Below are 20957 nucleotides of genomic sequence, written 5' to 3'. Positions count from 1 at the left end.
ACTTGCCTGCTTGGTCGGAGTCTATGGCTAATTGGCCAAGTGTTCTGGCTAACCTTCTAGCCCCCAGGTGCATGCTGGAGCCGATCACTTTGATGTTGGATGTAATGATTCCGCGGCCAAGCAGGTGAGCAGGAAGGTCAGCCCATGGGTAAACGTACTTTCTGCTCTATTGCACTCGTTTAGTCCGGCCTCTAGCGCTTCAATAAACGCAGGTGACGACTCTGCATCGGCTTCCCATACTTCCCTTGGCGCGGCCGCATCCAATGCCGATCCGAGTACGAACGAATCGATGATCGTAATGGCGCGCAGCCGTTCTGCAGGTTGGAATCCACCGGTCAAAAAGGCTTCAGCCAAAGCGTCGTAGACTCGCAGCGTTGTGCGGTCGCGGACCGTATTACTAGTCAGCAATGGGATAAGCCGCGGATGTTGCGCGTAAGATCGCCAATATTCGATCGCGATGGCACGGACTGTTGACTGCCAGTCCTGACTTTTTGCTTCCGGGAGGCTGATAGTTGACATCGCACGCCCTCGCATTAGCTCAATGATTTCAGCCTTGCCGTCGACGTGGTTGTAGAGCGAAGATGCCGTCACTGAGAGCTCTTTAGCCAGTTGTGGCAGTGTGAACTCACCGTGTGCATCCACAAGCTTGAGCGCGGTGTCGGCGATAGCTGTTGTGCTGAGCTTTGGATTCGACGGCCTAGTCATGCGGTATTCCTTTGCATCGGGACTCTTTGACTAGAGCATACACAAATTAAACGAAAATCATTCGTTAAATTCCTTGATTTTGCGCATAACCTACGTCTAGTCTGAAAACGAATAGCATTCGTTATGTATCTCGAGGTGGTCCAAATGCAAGAAGTTCTCGCCCTGAATCCACCGATCTCGCCGGCGCGAGCCGCAGAAAAAGTTCGTGGTGATATCACCGTAGCCTTGGTGCAGCACCGCTGGCATGAAGACCACCAAGCGCTAGAGGCTGAGCTTGAAGATGGAATTCGGCGAGCCGCAAGCCACGGAACCAAAATCGTGTTTCTGCCGGAACTGACCCTGAGTAAATATCCGGCCTTCGAAGTGCCGACCGCTGAGGCCGCCGATGCATCCGCAGAAGACCTAATGACCGGTCCAACATTCACCTTCGCTGCGCAGATGGCAGCCAAGCATCAGATCCACGTGCATATCTCCTTGTTCCGCAAGGCACCCTCAGGTGATGGTCTGGGGCTGAACACCGCCATTGTTGTGTCTCCGGACGGTGACTTAGTAGCAGCCACTAATAAGCTGCATATTCCACGGACCGCCGGATACTACGAGGACAAATACTTCCGCGAAGGCCCCAATGAAAAGCCTTACCCGGTGCACCGTATCTCGGGTCTGAATGAACTGGCCATGGGGCTACCCACATGCTGGGACGAATGGTTCAGCGAGCCACCGCGCATCTACTCGTTGGCCGGGGCCGACCTGCTGGCCTATCCCACGGCCATCGGGTCTGAACCGGGGCACCCGGATTTTGATACCGAACCGCTGTGGCGCCAGACGATTATCGGCAACGGCATCTCCAACGGCCTTTTCATGGTCGTCCCTAATCGCTGGGGCGATGAAGGGGCATTGAACTTCTACGGTTCTTCCTTCATCTCCGACCCCTATGGACGGATCTTGGCCCGCGCGCCGCGCAACGAATCAGCGGTGCTGGTCGCAACCTTGGACCTCGATGCCCGCCGGGACTGGCTGACGCTTTTCCCGTTCCTGCGCACCCGCCGCCCGGAAACCTACGTCGCTCTAACCAACCCCCGCGTTGAGACCGGACTCGGAGAAGAGGGGAGGTCTCGTGCCTAACTACTTCATGCCCGCCGAAACCGAATCCCACGAGCGGATCTTCATGGCCTTCCCTTGCGGTGGCTACACGCTGGGAGAGAACGAGGCCGAGGCGGAAGCCGCCCGTTCCGCCTGGGCCCACGTGGCCCGCGCGGTTGCGCGTTTCACCCCGGTGACGATGCTGGTCGATCCGAGCGCGCTGGCCGATGCCCGCCGCCATCTCGGCGAGTCCGTGGTCTTCGAGGTGCGCGATTTGGATGATGCCTGGATGCGAGATATCGGTCCGACCTTTGTTCGCAATACCAACGGTGAGCTTCTTGCGGTGAACTGGAATTTCAACGGTTGGGGTGCCCAAACTTGGGCAAGTTGGGACAATGACAGCAAGATTTCCACCGAGGTGGCCGCGCTGGCCGAAACCAAGGTGCTGCAATCTTTGATTACCAATGAAGGCGGCGGCATCCATGTGGATGGGGAAGGCACGGTATTGGCCACGCGCAGCGTCCAGCTGGATCCGGGGCGAAACCCGGGGAAAACTGTAGCCGACATCGAGGCCGAGTTTTCACGGCTGCTCGGGACGGAAAAGACCATCTGGCTGGAGCGCGGGTTGACCCGCGACAACGAAGAATTCGGAACTCGCGGACACGTGGATATTGTGGCCTGTTTTGCCGCCCCCGGCGTGGTGCTCTTCCACGACCAGCAAAACCGCGAGCACCCGGACTTTGAGATTTCCCAGCAGGTACGCCGCCAGCTGGAAACTGCGGTTGACGCCAAGGGGCGTCGACTCAGGCTCATTCCGGTGCCTGCTCCGTCGGCCCTCAAGGACGCCGAAGGATGGGTTGATTACTCCTACATCAACCATCTGGTCACCAGCGCCGGAGTCATCGCCTGTACCTTTGATGATCCAATGGACGCTCAGGCCTTACGTATCCTTGCCGAGGCCTATCCCGGGCGAGAAGTTGTGGGCGTTGACGCCCGAGAGCTATTCGCTCGCGGCGGCGGAATTCACTGCATTACCCAGCAGCTACCAGCACAATCGGGGAATCGGGCACGCTAAATGCGCTGAGCCTGAATCAAACTAGGGTCATTTGGAAGAATTCCTACGAGATGCAGGCGCCGTGGATTATTTGAGATCCAGGAAAATTCTCTTATCGGATATGGCTGGGACCGGATTGCGTTGAAACCGTAGATCTGCTGATCCGTGTCCGGCACCAGAAAACACGGCATCGCTTGAGCGTCGATTTGCCTGCGGGGGACCCTGGCGTTGCTGAACGAGCTCCGACGCATCAAAAAACGTCGGCGCTGGCATCTTGGCGGCAGGCAGCAGCGGCCATGAACTTGATGAGACCATCAAGTTCATGGCCGAAAGCACGTAGGCCGTAGCTCGTTTGCTCCACGGTCGTGACCGGCGATCCAGTAGGCCATTGAATTTCTCTTCGGGGCAACGCGCAGTGGGAAATGCGGAAACTGTGCTGCATTGTCGGAGCCCAGAGCGCTACTGCGTATCGATTTGGGTCATCGATCCCGCAACGGCCCACGTAGCTGTTGAAGTGCGCTGTCTTCTCCGTCGAATTGAAACTCGCCGCAGTCGATAAACCACTAGCCTTTCGCTCTGCGCCCAATACTGAGCATCGGATAACGCCGATTCTGAGACTGCCGCAGCGATTTCGGTTCCAACTGCATACTAGCTTCCCGAGCCTCGCCACCGCGTTGCTAGCTCGACTTCGGTGCCAGTAACGGGGTTCGGATCATTTGCGTCCGGAAGGTCGCCTAGTTCCTTGCGCACGGAGAAAACGGGCCGACTCCTTGAGCATCGCCGTCATGGCTAACTCTGCGGCGGTGGGGAGGGTATCTTTCATGCGGGCAAGGAGAATCCTTCTTTGGGGCACGTTTCCCGAGAGGGGGATGACTCGTACATCATCGCGCAGGACAGTCAGGGCTAAGCGGGGGATCAGCGCAATTCCGACGCCGACGGCGACCATAGCCTGAGCTTCCTGATAATCGTTCGCCTCATACGCCACATTAGGTTGGAAGCCAACGGAGTTGGCCGCCCGGATTAGAACTTCGATCAGTGGATGGCTGTCGGCTCTGACGACCCAGGTCTCCTCGAGTAATTCGGACATTGATACTGAGTCCCGTGACGCAAGCGGATTGGACACCGAGACCACAAGATCCGTCGGGTCGTCGAGGAGGTGCTCGAATTCGATTTCCGCTACGTCCGTGCGGGACCACTCGTAGTCCCATAAAACACCCATCGAGATGTCTCGATTCGCGAGCATTTTTAGAAGAGATTCAAGACGTGCGCTGCGCACCGTTAGATCGATCCGTGGATATTCGCGGGCGAATCTGTTGATGGCGATTGGCACAAGCGAGGCGCCCGCAGTGGGGAATGTGCCCATTCGCAACGATCCTGCACGGAGGTCGGCGATGTCATCGAGAGAATGCTGGAGTGATGTCAGGCGGCTGCGGATATGTTCCGCGTGCTTGACAACTGCCTGCCCCGCATCGGTAAGCGCGATCCCTCGGCTGTGCCGTTGCAGCAGGGGTTGGCCAGCCTCCGCCTCTAATTTTCGCAACTGCTGCGAAATAGCGGATACCGAGAACCCGAGGGCTTCGGCTGCTAGCGTCATTGTCCCAAAAGAGGCCACGTCGGCGAGGAGGAGAATTCGCTCAGTGCTGGAGGGTTTAATCATGATTGAAGTATAGCTTCACATCCCGTACAGAAGTATGCCATTGCTTAACCCGAGTCCTTGTTCGAAACTGGATGTGGCGGATATCTCAATCCTCAGGTTTGAAAGTTGAAGGAACTAACATATGCAGATCCCATCGGTTTTGATGCGTGGCGGTACTAGTAAAGGCCTGTTTTTCCACGAGAAGGATTTGCCTCAGGACATTGCCCAGCGCGACGCGTTTCTCCTAGCCGCAATGGGTAGCCCGGATCCATACCGTCGACAGATCGATGGACTGGGAGGGGCCGTGTCCACGACAAGCAAGATCGCGATCATCGGCGATGGGGCAGCGTATGGCGTGGACGTCACCTATGAATTCGGCCAGGTTAGTTTGGACCAGCCATTAGTGGATCGTAAGAGCAACTGCGGAAACATCTCGTCTGCTGTCGGACCGTTTGCCGTTGACGAAGGGCTAGTAGAAGTTACCGAACCCTTTACGGTGGTCAAATTTTTGAACCTCAATACAAACAAAGTAATTGCCGCCCATGTGCCGACCAAAAACGGAAGGTTCGATCCTATAGGGGATTTCGAATTGCCCGGAGTTCCGGGCTTTGCCTCGAAGATCCAGCTTGACTTCGTCAGTCCGGGAGGTGCCGTGACAGGAAAGCTCCTTCCCACTGGATCTGTCCGGGACGAGCTGGACGTTCCAGGCGTGGGAACCATTCCCGTATCTATAGTCGATGCGACGAACCCGCTTGTCTTTGTGCGGTGGGAAGATCTTGGATTGACGGGTCTTGAGCTTCCTGCGCAGATCGACGCCGACCCGGAACTTTTGGCGAGGATTGAGGCCGTGCGTGCTCAGGCATCTGTACTTGCAGGGATAACGGACAGCGTGAAGCAGGCTACTCGGGACGCACCCTCGGTGCCAAAACTTTCACTCGTCGGCGCACCGCGTGACTATACGGCCACAAACGGCAAGATGATTCCAGCCGAAGCCACTAGCCTGCGCGCAATGATGATGTCTATGGGCCGAGCCCATAACTCCTACCCGCTGACTGGTGCATTTGCAACGAGTGTTGCCGCGAATCTGCCTGGCACCCTAGTGCATGACCTTATCCAGAAGGGCAGCGATGAGTTTGTCATTGGCCACCCGGCAGGACTGCTGACCGTGACAGCCGATGTGGAATTTGATGGGCATGAAAGTCGAGTAAACAGTGTTTCCGGTTTTCGGACCGCCCGTCGGTTGATGAAAGGGCAAGTCTTTGTTCCGGACGAAATGATTGCAAACCAGCTCGCCGATTGATCCATTGGATCATCAACGCACAGCAGCGTAAAAGCTGCACGAAAATACAATGGGGTAGTAAAAATGAAAATGAAATTCAGCAAACGAGCCATGGCTATGGTTGCCGTGACATCGGTTCTGGCCCTCGGAGCATGCGGTGCTCCCGAGCAGAACGTCGGCCGAGAATCGACAGACGGCGGCATGCCATCCAACGTCAACCTGACCGTGCCGTATTCGGCCGGCGGCGGAACCGACACCTGGGCGAGGTTCTTGAGTCCTTACTTGGAACAATATGTCGAAGGCAACCCGCGATTCTTGGTTGAGAACGTGCCCGGAGGCGAATCCGTTACGGGCAGTAATGCGTTTGTGAATACCGGTGGGACGTCGGGCGAAACCATTCTAGTTACCTCTGGCACTACTTATCTCCAAGCGCTACTCGGCCAGCCCGAGGTGCAGTTCGATTTTTCCGAAATGCGCCCGCTGATGCTCAACGGTACCGGTGGCGTGGCGTACGTTAGCTCCAAGACTGGCATCGAAAGTGTGGCAGACCTGGCAGATTATGATGCGACCCTCACCTACGGTGGAATTAGCGCCACCGGGCTGGACGTAACCCTGCTTCAGGCTATGGACGTGCTGGACATCGACATCGATGCGACCTTCGGTTTCGAGGGACGAGGCCCAGCCCGACTTGCCTTGGAACGTGGTGAGGTGAATCTCGACTACCAGACGACCTCTGCATATTTGACGCAGGTTGAACCCATGGTTGAAGAGGGAACCGCGGTTCCGCTGTTTAGCTTCGGTGTCATCGAAGACGGTGAAGTTGTGCGTGATCCGGCTTTCCCGGACTTGCCTACCTTGGAAGAAGCATATGAGCTGATCCATGGCGGTTCGCCTGAGGGGCCAGCATATGAAGCCTATCGAGCCTTTCTAGTTCCCGCGTATGTGTACCAGAAGGGGATTTGGGCGAACGCCGGTACCCCTGATGAAGTTGTCGATGCTTACCGTGAATCGGTACGCGAAATCGTTGAGGACGAGGAATTCCTTAGCTCTAGCGAGGACATCCTAGGTGGCTATCCACTGGTGGCCGGTGACGTTGCCGAGGAGGAGCTGCGTAAGTCCTTCCAGATTCCGGAAGAAATTCGCAATTACACGTTGGATATGCTCGAAAATGAGCACGGCGTGACGATTCGTAGTAAATAGTTGTAGCATGCGTGGTCGCCTGCATCCTTTTAGGATGCAGGCGGCCACGCTCATTTCTGAATCTGGACGGCTCGGCAGACGTCTCTGGCTCAGCTTCCAGTTTTCCGGATTATCGCGTGTCTTGTGTCGGCCGAAGCCTGGGTTCTCGACGGTAGAAATATACGGTGCTAAAAGTCTTACGGGAACCCTTGCTGCATTGAATTCGCGGTCGCCGTCTTTTCAACGCGCTGATTACCTGCAGCTGGCCTTGTCAGTGGGAAAGCAAGCACGGTTCATCGAACGCCTAGAAGTTCCGTTGGAAGAGCATTTGCGGGCAGGCGGGGGAAGTGTGAGCAGTCGAGCTCCGGTACTGCCTCCCATATAAGTACCGGAGCGAAAGCGCGCGTCTCTAGGGCGCTTTGATCAACAAGACACAGGTGGTCAAACAAGTGGATAGTAGCGGGGCGAAACCAACAAAGGGCGAGTCTTTTAAAAGCTCTGCGCTGTTGCTTGCCGGGGGTTTTCTCGGAGCCACGGTATTTACGTTGCTGCAAATTCCGGCGGGGGCATTGGTAGGCTCCGTGGGAGGAGCCATGGTCGTGAACGCGCTCGTTGCCAGGCGTCTGTCCAAGCAGAAGAAGCAACGTGGAACTTCCGCGACGCACATCCGCGCACTTCCGCGGCCTCTTCGAATTACCGGGCAGGTTCTGCTGGGGGTTATCGCTGGTTCCCAGCTGACCGTATATACACTCGAACAGCTGTTCGGCGTCTTGATTCCTATGCTTGGCTACGTGGTGGCGCTCCTTGCCAGCACGATACTGCTGGCGCGGTACCTTTTCATCAAGTTCGGAATCGACCCGGTGACTGCTGTTATATCCGCAATGCCAGGAGGCCTCAGCGAAATTCTCCCCTTTGCCCAACGGCAAGGGGCGCAGCTCCATGCGGTGCTTACCATCCATATGTTTCGTGTGCTCGTGGTGGTTTTGATCGTCCTGCCTATTATGATCCTGAACCTGGATATCCGATGAGCCCCGCGCTCTTGCTGCTTCTCGGAGGTGGCGTAGTTGGTGCCGTAGCGGCACGCTTGCTGAAGCTTCCAATGTGGCCAATTACCGGGTCGATTGTGGGATCTGCGGCAGCGGCATTGATATTTTCGGTGACTGCAGCAGTGCCGTCTATCTTCGGATTCTTCGCGCAGGTGCTCATCGGAACTGCAGTCGGCGCTGCCATCTTGCCCGGATTCCTCAAGCAACTGAGACGTCTACTTTTGCCTGCAGTGGTCATTGCGGGGCTGCTGATTTCAGTGGGGATCGGAGGGGCATGCCTCGCGATAATGACGGGAATGCTGGAGCCCCGGGTAGCACTGCTGGGCCTGGTTCCTGGCGGTGTCGGTGAAATGGTGGCAGCCAGCACCGCACTTAACGCCGACAGCGCGCTCGTTGCGGGCCTCCATATCTTGCGGCTCCTAGCGAGCCTGTGGACGCTTCCGTTGCTGATCCGTTGGGCTAATACATGGAAGTCACCTAAACCACCCAACAGTTCGAACCCCGCATAGCAACGCCTCTCCAGTGGATAAAAGGCAGAGCAGCTTGAGTTCGGATCGGCAAGGACCTATCAATAGATCTTCTCGGCCATCAGAACTTTCAGGCACCGCATCGTTTCGTTGTGGTCTCCTTGAGGCGCCGCGCTCTGCCGTTGGAGGACCCGATGCCGAGCGCCACCGAGTATATCCAGCTGCAGAGCCGGTAATACTTCAATGAATACGACCCAACTTTTCCGCTGAATCTTGCACCTCATTCGGGCTCAACTTTTGCAGTGAAGACTGGGAGCCCGCAGGTGCCGAGGCTCAGGCAGTTTTGGTGGACGAGGTTTTCCGATGGGGCCGAGTCATGGCGTTCTATCCTGCGATGGGAATATTAGCGGCCAAGCGGTTCGCGCCTTCCCGAGTGTTGCTAATTAATCTTCGTACCCACAGAGAAGTGCATCGGGATAACGCGATGGCATCAAAATGGCATGCCCTTTTAGCGAACTTTGGATGTTGGTTCCGACCTGCACAACGTCGATTGAAGTATCTCTTCACTCCCAGTCCAGTATTTCGAGTCTTCTTAAGTCGTATTCTGGTCGAAAGTCGGCTTCTTGGCTCGCTATTGTTAGCTGAGTCACTAGCTTCCGGTTCGGTGGCTCAGCTTGGAAAGGAACACAGTGGGACCATTTATGACCCCAGTGCAGTTCGGTAAAGCCGTTCTCACGAAAAAAGTTCAGAAAGCACGATCCCTCCCTCGACAACGGGGCGACGCGGAGGCGATTCGCGGAATTGGGCTGTCCAGAAGCTCTTGGCACCAGTTGGGGTCTCTTCCAAAGACCGCCGGCGCTGAATGCAAGCGGGAGGTACTCTCATGATGGATGCAGCCCTTACGGCACTAGAATCATTCCTTGATCCGAGCATGCTTCTGTTTCTCTTGATCGGAGTGGTCGCCGGACTCGTAATCGGCGTTATTCCGGGACTTGGTGGGACAGGCGCCGTTGCGGTCTTGCTACCCTTCGTCTTCTTGCTTGAGCCCGGGCCGGCCATGGCACTGATTATCGGTGCAGTCGCAGTTGTGCACACATCCGATGCGGTCACTTCCATCCTCATAGGAATTCCCGGGTCGGCTTCTGCTTCCGTTTTGCTCCTTGACGCCCACAAGATGGCCCGCAAAGGCCAGGGAGCCCGGTCTCTGTCGATCTCGTTCCTGTCTTCGATGATCGGTGGACTCATCGGCGTAGTCATCTTGACGGTGAGCATCCCGATTGCCCGACCGATTGTTATGTCTCTGGGTTCACCAGAAATATTCATGCTGACCCTGCTGGGTGTTGCATTGACTGCCATGTTGTCCAAGGGCCATGTGCTCATGGGGCTCATTGCAGGTCTCTTTGGCATCCTTCTCGCACAGATCGGCGGGGCGCCAACCTCTCCCGAGTACCGGTTCACCTTCGGCTCGCTTTACCTGACAGAAGGTCTGGGACTAGTCGCTGTAGCATTGGGTATTTTCGGTGTTGCAGAATTCATCTCCCTTGTTGCCCGCAAGACCGCCGTCTCGGACGTCGCGAGCCTCGGAACGGGATGGGGAGATGGCATCCGGGACGTTGTTAGGCACTGGACGCATGTTGTACGTGCCTCAGTAATCGGCGTGCTGGTCGGGATTTTGCCCGGTGTGGGAGCAACTGCGGGGTCTTGGATGGCTTACGGCCAAGCCCAAGCAACGTCGCGGGGCAAGAACAAGGGCAACTTCGGAAATGGTGACCCACGAGGCGTCATTGCGCCAAGCGCGGCAGGAAACGCAGTCGAAGCGGGCGCATTGATCCCAACCTTGCTGTTCGGAATTCCCGGCGCGGCGCCATTCGCACTGCTATTGGGCGCACTGTTGATCTTTGGCATCGAGCCAGGTCCACGTATCCTCACGCAGAATCTGGACATCGTCTACGTCATTGTTTGGTCATTCGCGATCGCCAGCGTCGTCGGTGCGCTATTCTGCTTCCTGCTCGCCAAGCCATTGGCCAAGCTGAGCTTCATCCGCTTCCCGTTGCTCGCAGCGGCGATTATTCCGCTGATTTTCATGAGCGGCTTCCAGGAACCACTTGAACTCCAAGTGTTCTGGGTCATGCTGCTGCTGGGCATCGTCGGCTGGATCATGAAGATCTTCGATGTGCCGCGTGCGCCATTCCTGATCGGTTTCGTGCTCGCTGTCCCGCTCGAACGCTATTACTTCCTGACCGCAAACTTGTACGATCTCAACGAGTGGATCTTCCGCCCTGCAGTTATGGTTATGATCCTCATCCTGGTCGGTCCCGGTGTGGTTAATCTTGTGCAAAAGATCCGTGGCAAGGGCAACGATGAAGGAATGATTCGCGAAGGCGATGAAACCGGAGGCCCACTTGCCCCCACGTTCTGGTACCCGGTTGTCACCGCATCGCTCCTGGCGATATTCGTTACTGGCTTCATCCTGTCGCAGTCATTCTCGGAAGCTGCAGGACTGTTCCCCAAGCTGGCTACAGGCATCGGTGCGATTCTCTGCATCATCGCGCTGATCGTCGATATCCGCAAGCACCGCGCTGCAAAGAAGCTCGGCGGTAGCCCGGATAGAAGTGAATGGCACGCGACGCTGCGCACCGTGGCCGGTTCATTGCTATGGATCCTTGGATACATCGCTATCGTCTACATCTTCGGAATGATGATCGGTACTGTCATCTTCGTGCCAGTTTTCCTCTGGCTCGTCGCCAAGGCGCGAATCCGCACCATTATCGTTTACCCGATCGTGGTGTTCGGATTCCTGCTGCTCCTTCAGGAATACGCCCAAATCGTCATGCCTGTCGGCTACATCTATCTCGGTATTTGAACAAGCCTTTAAGGAAGTATCGTGAACTCGTTGGACTCGATTACCGCACTTACGAGCAAAAAACAGCAAGCTGACCTCAATCTGGTGATTATGCCAGGCGACGGGATTGGTCCTGAGCTGGTGCACAGCACGGTCCAGATTATGCAACAAGCTTGCTCAATGACCGGGGTCAATCTCAACCTGAGTGAAGAGCCCGGAGGCGCTGGCGTCTACGAGGCGACAGGGGCAGGACTACTGGGTGGTGCCCTCGATAGGCTCCGTATTGCCGATGGAGTGCTTAAAGGGCCAGTGGGTTTGCCTTCGGTACGCAAACCCGATGGCACGGAGGGAGGGCTGCTCGGAGGTCTGCTCCGCATCGGCCTTGACACCTTCGCCAATGTACGTCCTGTCCGTCTTCGGGCAGGCGTTCGCGCGGCGACCAGGGCTGAACCTGGCTCAATCGACTATCTTATTGTGCGCGAAAATACCGAAGGCCTATACCTGTCTCGTGGCGCCGGAGTACGCAATCACCATGCGGCCTCGGACCAGATGCTGATCACTCGTGAGGGAACCGCGAGAATTGTCCGTTTTGCCTTCGAGCAAGCATTGCGACGGTCGGGGGCGCCGCGAGATGGTGTACGCCGAGTGACCTGTGTGGACAAGAGCAACGTCTTGCGCAGTTTCGCGTTGTTCCGCGAAGTCTTCGACGAGGTGGCCGCCGATTACCCGATGGTTGAAGCGGATCACTGCTATGCCGATGCGGCAGCGCATGCGCTGGTGACGGAGCCGGAACGGTTCGATGTGCTGGTAATGGAAAATTTCCTCGGTGACATCCTGAGCGATCTAGGCGCTGGGACGGTTGGCGGACTGGGAATGTGCCCGTCGGGCAATATCGGCGAAGATACCGCTTATTTTGAACCCATCCACGGTAGCGCCCCGCTTATCGCGGGTCGAAATCTGGCCAACCCTGTGTCTCAAATACTCAGCGGAGCGATGCTCTTAAATCATTGCGGTCATGCCGAAACGGCTGACCTCATAGATTCAGCAGTTGAATCAGCCTTCGCCGGCGGGCATATATCCATTCTGCCCACGGGATCTCCCGCTGGAGGGACCGAAGCTGTAACCGAAACAGTGCTTAACCACCTTTCGGTTGACTAGATAGCCAACCGCGGATTACCCAGAACTAAAACCCGAGAGGAACCCGATGAGCATTATATTGGCATATGTGCCTGGTCCAGCAGGCGAAGCTGCCCTGCAGTTCGCGATTAAAGAAGCATCCCTTCACCAGACCAAATTAATAGTGGTGAATTCGTCGCGTGGTGGAGCGCTCGGCGATCCACAATTGGCCTCAGCCGAGCAGCTGTCCGCCATGCGCGATCTTGCGGAACAAGCGGGTGTCGCAATCGAGATCGAACAGCCAATCCGCAACGAGGATCCTGACTTTGAGGTTCTTGAGGCTGCGCAGCGACATGATGCAGTATTAATTGTCGTTGCGACCCGTCGACGTTCAACTGTAGGCAAGTTTATTCTGGGCAGCGCTGCTCAACGAATCATCATGGAGGCAGACATTCCGGTGGTCACCGTGAAACCTGCCCGTACGTAGGACCCGAAGAACTAATCAAGATCGGCCTCTTACGCATCGATTTGGCAGGATGCAACAAGAAACGTGCGGTAAGTAATGCGCGTTAGGCGCGAGGCGTCGAAGAAGGTTTATTGGTATCGCTAGGCGAGCTAGCTCCAATGGCGGTGTTTTGGTGAATCCGAGCGGATCGGATTCACCAAAACGCGTTTAATGAACCAACGGCGGGGCTGGCTGCTTCACCCAGCAGCAACCGGGCGCTGGGCGCAGGGTTGGCCCAGCTCGACCTGATGGCGCCGCTCCAGAATTAGTGGACGCGTGATCTTGCGGTTTGCGGCGAAGATCGGCTCAGAGGCGCAGGCGCTAGTTGCCATATCGGCTAGATGCTCGCCGATGGCCGGCACGAACTTAAACCCATGACCGCCAAATCCGGCACCCAAGGCGACCGAAACGATCCAGGATGATGTCCTCGTCCTCGGCATTCGAACAGGTGCAGGAGACCGACTCGAAACGTTCGGAATCAACACCGGGTAACCACCATCGTGCAGCGTAGGCTTGCAACGCCCGGATTTGCGCGTCCACGAGTTCGTGAGATCGGGCATCCGGGTCAACTATCCGGCCCGACCCGTGCCAGCAGACCTAAATCCACTCTCCGGGGGTGTGCATTCCGTAAATCGGGCCATAAACCGGGGACCCGAGGTCGCGGGCGGGATCTAGATAGTGATTGAAGCCGGGTCACCGAGCAGAAAACGCGGATTGGGCGAAATGAACCGGATGCTCTTCGGTGACATGGATCCGCGGAAGATCGATAACCTCTCCAATTAACCTCCGTGTCCAAGCGCCGGCGGCGACAATGACATGGCGTGCGCAGGGTTGTGCACCCCGCAGCATCCTCCAACTGGACGCTGACGCGCTCATCTGAAATCGCACTCAGGGTTGTTACCCGCTGGTTGTGGCGAATCGCGGCTCCGGAGTTCGAAGCCATACGTTGCAACGTCGAAACCGCAAGATCGGCATTGACCCGACCGCCTGCGGGAATGTACAAAGCCTCAGTCTCAAATTCCATCCCTGCAAAACGTTCTTCGGCCTCGGCGATGCTCAGCCGCTGGCTGTCGAATCCCGCCGCGCTGATACTGCGCTGGATCCGACGTTGCCCGGTTACCTCGCCGTGGTTCACCAGTCCGGTGCGGTGTAGCAGTTCAGTGCCACAGGCTTTGGAGACTTCGGCCCATAGAAGGTTCGCGCGTTGCCGCAACGCACGTAGGCAGTCGTCGCGTAGGCCGGATTAAAGTTACGGGTCGCGCCATGCGAAGCACCGTGCTGGCGGCCCGGTGCATATAGCTCGAGCTTGAGCACCCCGGCACCGCGCGCGGCTAAAGCGTGGGAAACGGCAGAACCCATCGCTCCACGGCCAATGATTAGGCAATCAGCGTCGACACTCACCTGAATAGCGTGGAACGAGACACCGCCGAATTCGTATTCTGAAGTCGTGGGAGCGTGCACTAACGTAAAGCAAGAGGGCGCGGTTGTGCTCGGCGCAGGAACTGGAAGGCAAAAGCTATTGGATACGCTACAACTCGGCGCATTGCTCGGACTGTCCGCGGCCGTTTTTGTGGGGGCTTCTACGCAACGTATCTCCGGAATGGGTTTCGCGCTGGTCTCTTCACCATTTTTGGTTATGGTCCTCGGGCCGCACCACGGGGTTATGGTGGTCAACTTTCTTGGAGCCTGCCGTAGTTTCTTGATACTGATCCAAGTATTCAAGGACGTTGAATATAAGAAGATCTTGCTGATGCTGATTCCAGCGGTCATCATGACCGTTCCAGGTGCTTGGGTTGCCTCGCGGTTAGGAGGCCCCTGGCTGACAGTTGGGATTGCCGTGATGGTTATCCTTGCGCTAGGTTCGAGCTTCCTAGTGCGCAACCTACGGACCGCACAAAGCAAGGGATTAGCTATCGGGGCCGGCGCTGTCTCAGGTTTCATGTCGGTCACCGCCGGTGTATCGGGCCCAGCCATCGCGGGGTACGCTGTGGCCAGCCGTTGGCCACAGACGAAATTCGCCATTTCGGTGCAACTGTATTTCTTCGTCTTGGCTATTGCTTCGTTGCTGGCCAAGGGCGGAGTTCCCGAACTTCATTGGACGCAATGGGTGAGCTGTCTGGTGGCCATGGTTGCGGGCATCCTGCTGGGTAATTTCCTGGCTCCCAAAATTCCGGAGAAGTTCAGTCGCTTGTTCGTTATCCTCATTGCGTTTGCCGGTGCCGTGACGCTGATGGCTAGCGGGCTCACCCTGGCGCTGGCGTAGGCCGAAACGGAATAAAAATCTATCAGTGAGATAATTGGTACCGTGCGGACCGAAGACAGCATTCAGACTCAAGGCAAACCTGCCACAGAGCTAGACATTGAACGACAGGCATTGTGGGCAGGGTTCATCTGTTCGATCCTGGGATTAGTAGTTGGGTTCATCCTGTTTGCAGGTAATCGACCTGCTCTGGCCGGTGGGTTATCCGTCGGCGCTGTGGCCGCTTCAACCGGGGCTGTCTCAGCAGCACTGGCAAGTGTGGTGGCTTTTCGGCGGTTGTTGTTATCACGCGAACCGTGGCTCAGAAGGATCCCGAGGTGGCGTCAGGTAGTCACCATGATTGGGCTAGTTTTAGTTCACGCAGCGAGTTCGGTGATGATCTTGATGGTGGCTTTCCACCTGATGCAGCAAGCATTTTTTGGACTGCGCGTGGATATGCTTGCAGGTTCTCTGCTAGTTAGCGGGGCGACCGGTATCAGCGCCTATTTGTGCTTGGTTGCCACAGCACGGACGAATGCCGAAACGCTGTCAGTGGTGTTGGGAATCTTCATGGCTTCGGGTGTCGTCATCAGCATGCTGCTCGCCGAGGACCGAGGTTGGTGGCAGTCGATGTTCTCCTCTCTTGGTACCTACGACGCGGGTATCGGTTCCTTCTGGACGTTCAACACCACTTTGGTGGTTTCTGGACTCGTGCTGATGGCATTTACCGAATTCATGACCAGAGATCTTGCGAAGCTCGCACGAACCTATAGGTGCCGCCCGAGCTTGGAGAAATACCGGCTTGCCAAGTATTTGCGACCGCGCCCCGGGGTGGTCCGCTGGTGTCTGCTGGCCGTGGCCCTTGGCGTCATTCTGATTGGCATAGTTCCGGTGAATGTCGCTCCCGAGGTGCACGCTGCATTCGTTCGTTTGGCTGCGGCCGGTATGATGTTGCTCCTGATGGGGACTACCGTGCTTCTTCCGGGCTATCCGGTAATATTCCACCTGATGTCGCTGACGGCTCTAGGCGCCTTATGGTTGTCCTTCTTGCTCTGGCAGGAGTGGAACTACTACAACCTCACCGGATTTGAACTCGCCGTGGTCGCGATTCTCTTCACCTGGATCTCGGTGTTCATCCGAACAACGTCGGCGCTCATCCATGATAAGAAGCAGCAACTGCGCAAGGAAAAGCGGACACGCAGGCGGGCACAACACAATAAACTGACAGCTACGCCGGCGGACGGGGATGCATCTTCCGAACCATCTTTTGTCCACGACGATATCCGTCGTAATGGTGAGGACATAGGGTTCCAAACTCGTTAGCCTAGAAATATGTTGATCTCCGAGATGCTGTATTTGCTGCTCACCAAGGACGACGGACAGCCGGAAACGGTGATGAGCTCCTACAAATATGGGATGAACTCAGCGATCATCGCCGACCTGATTTTGGCAGGAAGAATCGGGCTAACTGATGACCCGAATCCACGAATCACCATTATCGGCGCTGGACCAATAGCCGACCCTGTCTTGGAACACCCGCTGGAAAAGCTAGAGGGCAAGAACGGGATAAATCTTGATTCTGCGGTAGCCATCAGCGGGTTGTGCAATATTCGCCTCGTCACAGACTCCTTGGCCAAGCAGGGACTCGTCGAATATGGCGAGCGTGGCCTATTGGGCTTAGGCAAGGCGCCGGTCCGCGTGCTCAACGGGCAGCTGGAACGTCAATTTCGCAGTGGATTGAGCTTGGTGCTCCAGGGACAGCGCGAAGCTGCAACCCACGAGGCGACGCTACTTTCCATCATCCACGGCATGGGTGTGTTGCAGCAGGTGTTGCCCGAAGAAATTGAGCCCATCGGTATAGCGCAGGCTCAAGCGCGGATCAGGGAAGTTGCCATAGATGCTCGCGCCGGTGACGCGGTGCGCAAAGCGGTAGCAACCATGAACGAGGCGGTCGCCACGACAACGATCCTGCCTGGAGCAAATTAAAACGACCGTGACTTAGGCAGGCTGCTGAACCAATCCTGCATGCATCACGACGTCAACCGTGGCTTGGAAGTGCTTGCGCAAAAGGTCTCCGAGCTTCTGCGCATCGCGTGCCAACGCCGCATCAAGTATTTCTACATGCTCCTGCTCAACATCTCGAGCCACAGCCGCTTGCGACGGGGCGGCCCACCGGCGGTAAAGCTCCGTGAAATTCGCTAGGTCGGTGGAGAGCTTCAACATCGGTTGGCAATCGCAAGGCGCTAAAAGCTGTTGATGAAATTCGCGGTGCGCGGCCGACCACAATGGGTTTACCCGATCCGGATCTTCGGGTAGACGGCGTGGGGTGCGCGAAAGCTTATGGTGTGCGGCGATGAGCCCAGATTCCCAGGCTACGGTTCCACGCTCCACGGCCAACCGTGCCGCGAGCGCCTCGGTGGCACAACGCAGCTCGGTAATGTCAGCCAATTCTCCAAGGTTGAGATCTGGAACAAAAAAACCGCGATTCGGGCGGATGGCGACAAGGTTTTCACCGGCTAGACGAGTCAAAGATTCGCGAATGACGGTGGTGCTGGTGCTGAATTGCTCAGCTAACGTGGTGGGCTGCAACCGATCTCCCGGTGACCAGAAACCGTCCAGAATGGTGCGTCGGATTCCTTCGAGCGAATGCGTAGATGCCTTTGCCACGCTGGCCTCTTTCTTATTAGCGGATCATGGAGCGCAATATCCAAGATAATCATATTATGTCTGACTACTCAGAGTATTGGCCGACATCATTTCTTCGTGCCTGCTAAGAGTTGCGTTTCACCCTTTACGCAGAGCCACGGTAGGCCTAGGCTCGGCTCATGCCAGTGATGCTGCGTACCATTCAGACCGCCGTGCCAGAAACGCTCCTTCGACAAGACGAAGTCCGTGATGTCTTTGCCCTGCAACCAGGGCTGACCCGGTTGGGGCAGCGGCTGATCGCCACTTCCTTCGATTCCTCGGCGATCAACACCCGTTACAGTTGCGTCAAAGACTTCGACACCCAAAACCCTCCAGCGAGTCCGTTGTTCTACGATGCCGGAACGCAGCAACTGCACTCGCCCAGTACGGCAACACGCAACCGTGAATATGTGGCCCATGCGCCCGCACTCTTCATCGGAGCTGCGCAGAAAGCCCTTGATGCCTGCCCGGATCTAGCGCCAGCGGATATCACCCACGTAATTACCGTCTCCTGCACCGGTTTTTATAACCCCGGACCGGACTACCAGATTGTGCGCGCGCTCGGTCTCAAGCCCAATACGGTACGCCACCACCTTGGCTTTATGGGATGCTATGCGGCCTTCCCCGCATTGCGTGCGGCCAAGGACTTTTGCCTCGCCGACCCGCACGCGACGGTGCTGGTAGTCTGCGCAGAACTTTGCACCCTGCATGTGCATAGCTCGAACGACCCGGACACCATAATGGGCTCTGCGCTCTTTGCAGACGGAGCCGCGGCGGCGATCGTCACGGCACGCGGCGGCGGCGGAATGATTATGGACGCTTTCGAAACCGTGCTGACTCCGGTAGGCGAAGATGCCATGGCGTGGAATATTGGCGATGAGGGATTTGAGATGGTGTTGGGAACCTATGTTCCTCACATTATCGATGACCATATTAGCGGTGCCTTGGAACCGCTCTTCGCGAAGGTTACCACGCCAGAGACGACAGTCTCCAAGATCAAGCATTGGGGGATTCACCCCGGAGGCAGAGCAATCCTGGATCGAGTCCAGAAGCGCTTGGAACTCAGCGATACCCAGTTGGCACCTGCCCGTAAAGTCTTGGCGGAATACGGAAATATGTCCAGCGCGACGGTCCTGTTCGTGCTCAAAGAGATTATGGATGATCAGCAAGCCAGCTCGGGTGAACGAGTCTGCGCCATGGCATTCGGTCCCGGACTGACCGTGGAAACCGGGCTCTTCACCCTGGGACAGGGAGCTGGATGACGAGTCTGCGGCGCAGCACAGGCGTGGCCGAGGAAATGGATCGACCGGATTGCGACCCCACATTGCTACGCCGTACCTACGCCCAGTTTCCGCTGGTCAATCGAGCAGTTGCCGGATGGCGCGGAAACTATGTGCGCTTCATCCGCCCAATGCTGCGCCGCCAACCCGAAACAAGAATCCTGGATGTGGGCTGCGGAGCTGGAGATATCGCAATAAACCTGGCCCGCTGGGCGCTCGCCGATGGGTTTTCCACCAAGATCTTCGGTGTGGATCCGGATCCGCGCGCTATCGCATACGCCCGGCAAGCCCTGCGCCGGGCGAACTTGCCTTCAGACGCGTTGCAATTCGGTGAGACTACCAGTTCGCAGCTTGCCTCTGCCGGGGAGCAGTTCGACGTGGTGCTTTCCAACCACCTGCTGCACCACCTGGCGCAGCAGGAATTGCAGCAGTTGCAGGTGGACACCGAAGGGCTGTGCACCGGGATCGGCCTGCATAGCGATATTCGCCGGGCCAGAGCGGCTTTGCTGCTCTTCGGCACGGCAACGCTGCCGTTGGCCGGGACCTCGCTGATCCGCCGCGATGGGCTGCTCTCCATTCGGCGTAGCTACACCTCGGAGGAACTGGCTGACCGGGCCCGGCCAGGCTGGGAAGTTCAATCACAACGGACTTACCGGAATATGCTGCTCTGGAAAGCAACCGGCTATGGATGAGGTAGCGATCATTGGTGCCGGACCGGTGGGCTTGACCCTGGCGATCCTACTGACCCAACGAGGATGTAAAGCCACGGTGTACGAAAAACGAACCGAGCAGGCCGTGCATTCTCGGGCGATTGGCCTGCATCCGCCAGCCCAGAAGATCCTTGAACTTGCAGGGGTCGGCGCGCGGGTCCAGGAACGCGGAGTCCAAATCCGCCGCGGCATCGGAATTTCGGCGGGCCGCAGCATTGGAACCATGGACTTCGCAGTGATCGGCGGAGAATACCCCTACGTCTTGTCACTGCCGCAACAGATCACCGAATCGATCCTGCGCGAACGCTTAGAAGAACTTGCCCCGGGTGCATTGGTCTCCGGGGCCGATTTCACCACCGTGGTGGCGCAGTCACCGGACAAGGTGGAATTCAACGTCGGCGGTACCGCGCGCCATGCGCGATGGCTCGTCGCCGCGGATGGGGTGAACTCAGCGGTGCGTGCGAGTCTCGGAGTGCCATTCACCGGCAGAGATCTGCCCGACACCTACCTGATGGGAGACTTTCCGGATACCACGCAGTTGCCCCACACCGCGGCCCTGTTCATGCATGCGGCGGGGATTGTTGAATCGTTTCCATTGCCCGGATCCTTGCGGCGTTGGGTGGTGCGCGTGGACCGAGAGGTCAGCGGCAGCTCGGCCTCCGGAATAGTTGATGCCGTCTGTCATCGGGCGGGCTTCGTGCTCGAAGCTGCGAGCTGCACTATGCACAGCCGGTTCACTACGGCCAACAAGCAGGTCGCCTCGATGGTCCATGGGCGCGTGGTGCTGCTCGGGGATGCAGCTCACCAGATCAGTCCCATTGGTGGACAGGGGCTTAGCCTAGGATTTTCCGACGCGCTGGACTTGGCCGGTCGGTTATCTTCCGATTCGCACCTGGCCGGTTTTTCCGACACGAGATTGCATGCCGCGCGCAAGGCGGGATCACGCGCGCAGCTGAATATGATGCTGGGCCGTCCCCTGCCGGGTTGGCTGATACCGGCGCGTGACGTACTGGTTTCACGCTTGGCGGTGAACCAACGTCTCCATGACGGAGTAGCCCGCAGCTTTACGATGACTACACGTGAAATTCCGGGAACTAAGCGATCTGATTGGCGATCCAGCTCATCATGATTCTG

General features: G+C 57.1%; 21 protein-coding genes. 15 read left to right on the top strand and 6 right to left on the bottom strand.

Annotated features, from left to right (window positions below; translation table 11 throughout):
* Positions 1-84: 84 nt before the first annotated feature.
* Positions 85-705, bottom strand: a complete 621-nt coding sequence (locus LG294_RS15840; protein WP_404287404.1) for a TetR/AcrR family transcriptional regulator — start codon at positions 703-705, stop codon at positions 85-87.
* A 144-nt stretch (positions 706-849) separates the two neighbouring features.
* Between LG294_RS15840 and LG294_RS15835 the strand changes: the two genes are divergently transcribed.
* Positions 850-1827 carry a nitrilase-related carbon-nitrogen hydrolase gene (locus LG294_RS15835; protein WP_404287402.1) on the top strand — a complete coding sequence of 326 codons (978 nt, stop codon included), beginning with the start codon at positions 850-852 and terminating at the stop codon, positions 1825-1827.
* Between the two features lie 7 nt (positions 1828-1834).
* A complete protein-coding gene (locus LG294_RS15830; RefSeq protein WP_404291804.1) occupies positions 1835-2860 on the top strand; it encodes an agmatine/peptidylarginine deiminase in 1026 nt (341 codons plus the stop codon).
* 691 nt (positions 2861-3551) lie between these two features.
* Here LG294_RS15830 and LG294_RS15825 read toward each other — a convergent pair.
* On the bottom strand, positions 3552-4496 hold the full coding sequence (locus LG294_RS15825) for a LysR family transcriptional regulator (RefSeq protein ID WP_404287400.1): 945 nt from the start codon (positions 4494-4496) through the stop codon (positions 3552-3554).
* Between the two features lie 121 nt (positions 4497-4617).
* Between LG294_RS15825 and LG294_RS15820 the strand changes: the two genes are divergently transcribed.
* From LG294_RS15820 to LG294_RS15790, 7 genes are all read left to right on the top strand, one after another.
* Entirely contained in the window at positions 4618-5775 is a 1158-nt protein-coding gene (locus LG294_RS15820) for a 2-methylaconitate cis-trans isomerase PrpF family protein (protein ID WP_404287398.1), read from the top strand.
* Positions 5776-5838: 63 nt separating this feature from the next.
* Positions 5839-6954, top strand: coding sequence for a Bug family tripartite tricarboxylate transporter substrate binding protein (locus tag LG294_RS15815; RefSeq protein ID WP_404287396.1), 1116 nt, complete (start codon positions 5839-5841; stop codon positions 6952-6954).
* A 398-nt stretch (positions 6955-7352) separates the two neighbouring features.
* Positions 7353-7961 carry an AbrB family transcriptional regulator gene (locus LG294_RS15810; protein ID WP_404287394.1) on the top strand — a complete coding sequence of 203 codons (609 nt, stop codon included), beginning with the start codon at positions 7353-7355 and terminating at the stop codon, positions 7959-7961.
* Positions 7958-8488, top strand: a complete 531-nt coding sequence (locus tag LG294_RS15805; RefSeq protein ID WP_404287392.1) for an AbrB family transcriptional regulator — start codon at positions 7958-7960, stop codon at positions 8486-8488. The genes LG294_RS15810 and LG294_RS15805 overlap by 4 nt, the downstream gene beginning before the upstream one ends.
* Positions 8489-9377: 889 nt before the next feature.
* On the top strand, positions 9378-11309 hold the full coding sequence (locus LG294_RS15800) for a tripartite tricarboxylate transporter permease (RefSeq protein WP_404287390.1): 1932 nt from the start codon (positions 9378-9380) through the stop codon (positions 11307-11309).
* Positions 11310-11330: 21 nt separating this feature from the next.
* Entirely contained in the window at positions 11331-12446 is a 1116-nt protein-coding gene (locus tag LG294_RS15795; protein ID WP_404287388.1) for an isocitrate/isopropylmalate dehydrogenase family protein, read from the top strand.
* A gap of 46 nt (positions 12447-12492) precedes the next feature.
* Complete coding sequence (locus LG294_RS15790) at positions 12493-12891, top strand: universal stress protein (RefSeq protein ID WP_404287386.1); 399 nt, start codon at positions 12493-12495, stop codon at positions 12889-12891.
* Positions 12892-13106: 215 nt separating this feature from the next.
* On the opposite strand, the gene LG294_RS15785 is transcribed toward LG294_RS15790, so the two are convergent.
* The 3 genes from LG294_RS15785 to LG294_RS15775 are packed head-to-tail and all read right to left on the bottom strand — an operon-like array spanning position 13107 to position 14310.
* Positions 13107-13469, bottom strand: coding sequence for a hypothetical protein (locus tag LG294_RS15785; RefSeq protein ID WP_404287384.1), 363 nt, complete (start codon positions 13467-13469; stop codon positions 13107-13109).
* Positions 13470-13474: 5 nt separating this feature from the next.
* On the bottom strand, positions 13475-14122 hold the full coding sequence (locus LG294_RS15780) for an FAD-dependent oxidoreductase (RefSeq protein ID WP_404287382.1): 648 nt from the start codon (positions 14120-14122) through the stop codon (positions 13475-13477).
* On the bottom strand, positions 14041-14310 hold the full coding sequence (locus LG294_RS15775; RefSeq protein WP_404287380.1) for a hypothetical protein: 270 nt from the start codon (positions 14308-14310) through the stop codon (positions 14041-14043). The genes LG294_RS15780 and LG294_RS15775 overlap by 82 nt, the downstream gene beginning before the upstream one ends.
* Positions 14311-14428: 118 nt before the next feature.
* Between LG294_RS15775 and LG294_RS15770 the strand changes: the two genes are divergently transcribed.
* Genes LG294_RS15770 through LG294_RS15760 form a run of 3 tightly spaced genes read left to right on the top strand, consistent with a single transcriptional unit; the run spans position 14429 to position 17134 of the window.
* The gene (locus tag LG294_RS15770; RefSeq protein WP_404287379.1) at positions 14429-15172 is read left to right on the top strand and encodes a sulfite exporter TauE/SafE family protein; all 744 of its coding nucleotides are present in this window, start codon (positions 14429-14431) and stop codon (positions 15170-15172) included.
* A gap of 42 nt (positions 15173-15214) precedes the next feature.
* Complete coding sequence (locus tag LG294_RS15765) at positions 15215-16471, top strand: hypothetical protein (RefSeq protein WP_404287377.1); 1257 nt, start codon at positions 15215-15217, stop codon at positions 16469-16471.
* A gap of 9 nt (positions 16472-16480) precedes the next feature.
* Positions 16481-17134 carry a GPP34 family phosphoprotein gene (locus tag LG294_RS15760; protein ID WP_404287375.1) on the top strand — a complete coding sequence of 218 codons (654 nt, stop codon included), beginning with the start codon at positions 16481-16483 and terminating at the stop codon, positions 17132-17134.
* A 12-nt stretch (positions 17135-17146) separates the two neighbouring features.
* Here LG294_RS15760 and LG294_RS15755 read toward each other — a convergent pair whose 3' ends face one another.
* On the bottom strand, positions 17147-17815 hold the full coding sequence (locus tag LG294_RS15755) for a GntR family transcriptional regulator (RefSeq protein ID WP_404287373.1): 669 nt from the start codon (positions 17813-17815) through the stop codon (positions 17147-17149).
* 158 nt (positions 17816-17973) lie between these two features.
* Here LG294_RS15755 and LG294_RS15750 point away from each other — a divergent pair, with 158 nt between their 5' ends.
* The 3 genes from LG294_RS15750 to LG294_RS15740 are packed head-to-tail and all read left to right on the top strand — an operon-like array spanning position 17974 to position 20952.
* The gene (locus tag LG294_RS15750; RefSeq protein WP_404287371.1) at positions 17974-19095 is read left to right on the top strand and encodes a type III polyketide synthase; all 1122 of its coding nucleotides are present in this window, start codon (positions 17974-17976) and stop codon (positions 19093-19095) included.
* Positions 19092-19805 (top strand): methyltransferase domain-containing protein, encoded by a 714-nt coding sequence (locus tag LG294_RS15745; RefSeq protein ID WP_404287369.1) that lies wholly within the window; start codon positions 19092-19094, stop codon positions 19803-19805. The genes LG294_RS15750 and LG294_RS15745 overlap by 4 nt, the downstream gene beginning before the upstream one ends.
* Positions 19798-20952 (top strand): FAD-dependent oxidoreductase, encoded by a 1155-nt coding sequence (locus LG294_RS15740; protein ID WP_404287367.1) that lies wholly within the window; start codon positions 19798-19800, stop codon positions 20950-20952. The genes LG294_RS15745 and LG294_RS15740 overlap by 8 nt, the downstream gene beginning before the upstream one ends.
* Positions 20953-20957: the final 5 nt, after the last annotated feature.

Origin of the sequence: Glutamicibacter arilaitensis (assembly GCF_044793945.1) — a bacterium.
GTDB classification, from domain to species: Bacteria; Actinomycetota; Actinomycetes; order Actinomycetales; family Micrococcaceae; genus Glutamicibacter; species Glutamicibacter arilaitensis_B.
Note: the sequence above shows the minus strand (reverse complement) of the source record. Positions and strands in the feature narration are given on the sequence as shown.

What these genes read in the sequence shown, in the direction of transcription:
- LG294_RS15820 (WP_404287398.1), top strand. Translation starts at nt 4,618, where the DNA reads ATGCAGATCCCATCGGTTTTGATGCGTGGCGGTACTAGTAAAGGCCTG.
- LG294_RS15740 (WP_404287367.1), top strand. Translation starts at nt 19,798, where the DNA reads ATGGATGAGGTAGCGATCATTGGTGCCGGACCGGTGGGCTTGACCCTG.
- LG294_RS15750 (WP_404287371.1), top strand. Translation starts at nt 17,974, where the DNA reads ATGCCAGTGATGCTGCGTACCATTCAGACCGCCGTGCCAGAAACGCTC.
- LG294_RS15815 (WP_404287396.1), top strand. Translation starts at nt 5,839, where the DNA reads ATGAAAATGAAATTCAGCAAACGAGCCATGGCTATGGTTGCCGTGACA.
- LG294_RS15745 (WP_404287369.1), top strand. Translation starts at nt 19,092, where the DNA reads ATGACGAGTCTGCGGCGCAGCACAGGCGTGGCCGAGGAAATGGATCGA.
- LG294_RS15825 (WP_404287400.1), bottom strand. Translation starts at nt 4,496, where the DNA reads ATGATTAAACCCTCCAGCACTGAGCGAATTCTCCTCCTCGCCGACGTG.
- LG294_RS15840 (WP_404287404.1), bottom strand. Translation starts at nt 705, where the DNA reads ATGACTAGGCCGTCGAATCCAAAGCTCAGCACAACAGCTATCGCCGAC.
- LG294_RS15760 (WP_404287375.1), top strand. Translation starts at nt 16,481, where the DNA reads ATGTTGATCTCCGAGATGCTGTATTTGCTGCTCACCAAGGACGACGGA.
- LG294_RS15800 (WP_404287390.1), top strand. Translation starts at nt 9,378, where the DNA reads ATGCTTCTGTTTCTCTTGATCGGAGTGGTCGCCGGACTCGTAATCGGC.
- LG294_RS15805 (WP_404287392.1), top strand. Translation starts at nt 7,958, where the DNA reads ATGAGCCCCGCGCTCTTGCTGCTTCTCGGAGGTGGCGTAGTTGGTGCC.
- LG294_RS15790 (WP_404287386.1), top strand. Translation starts at nt 12,493, where the DNA reads ATGAGCATTATATTGGCATATGTGCCTGGTCCAGCAGGCGAAGCTGCC.
- LG294_RS15835 (WP_404287402.1), top strand. Translation starts at nt 850, where the DNA reads ATGCAAGAAGTTCTCGCCCTGAATCCACCGATCTCGCCGGCGCGAGCC.
- LG294_RS15830 (WP_404291804.1), top strand. Translation starts at nt 1,835, where the DNA reads ATGCCCGCCGAAACCGAATCCCACGAGCGGATCTTCATGGCCTTCCCT.
- LG294_RS15785 (WP_404287384.1), bottom strand. Translation starts at nt 13,469, where the DNA reads ATGCCCGATCTCACGAACTCGTGGACGCGCAAATCCGGGCGTTGCAAG.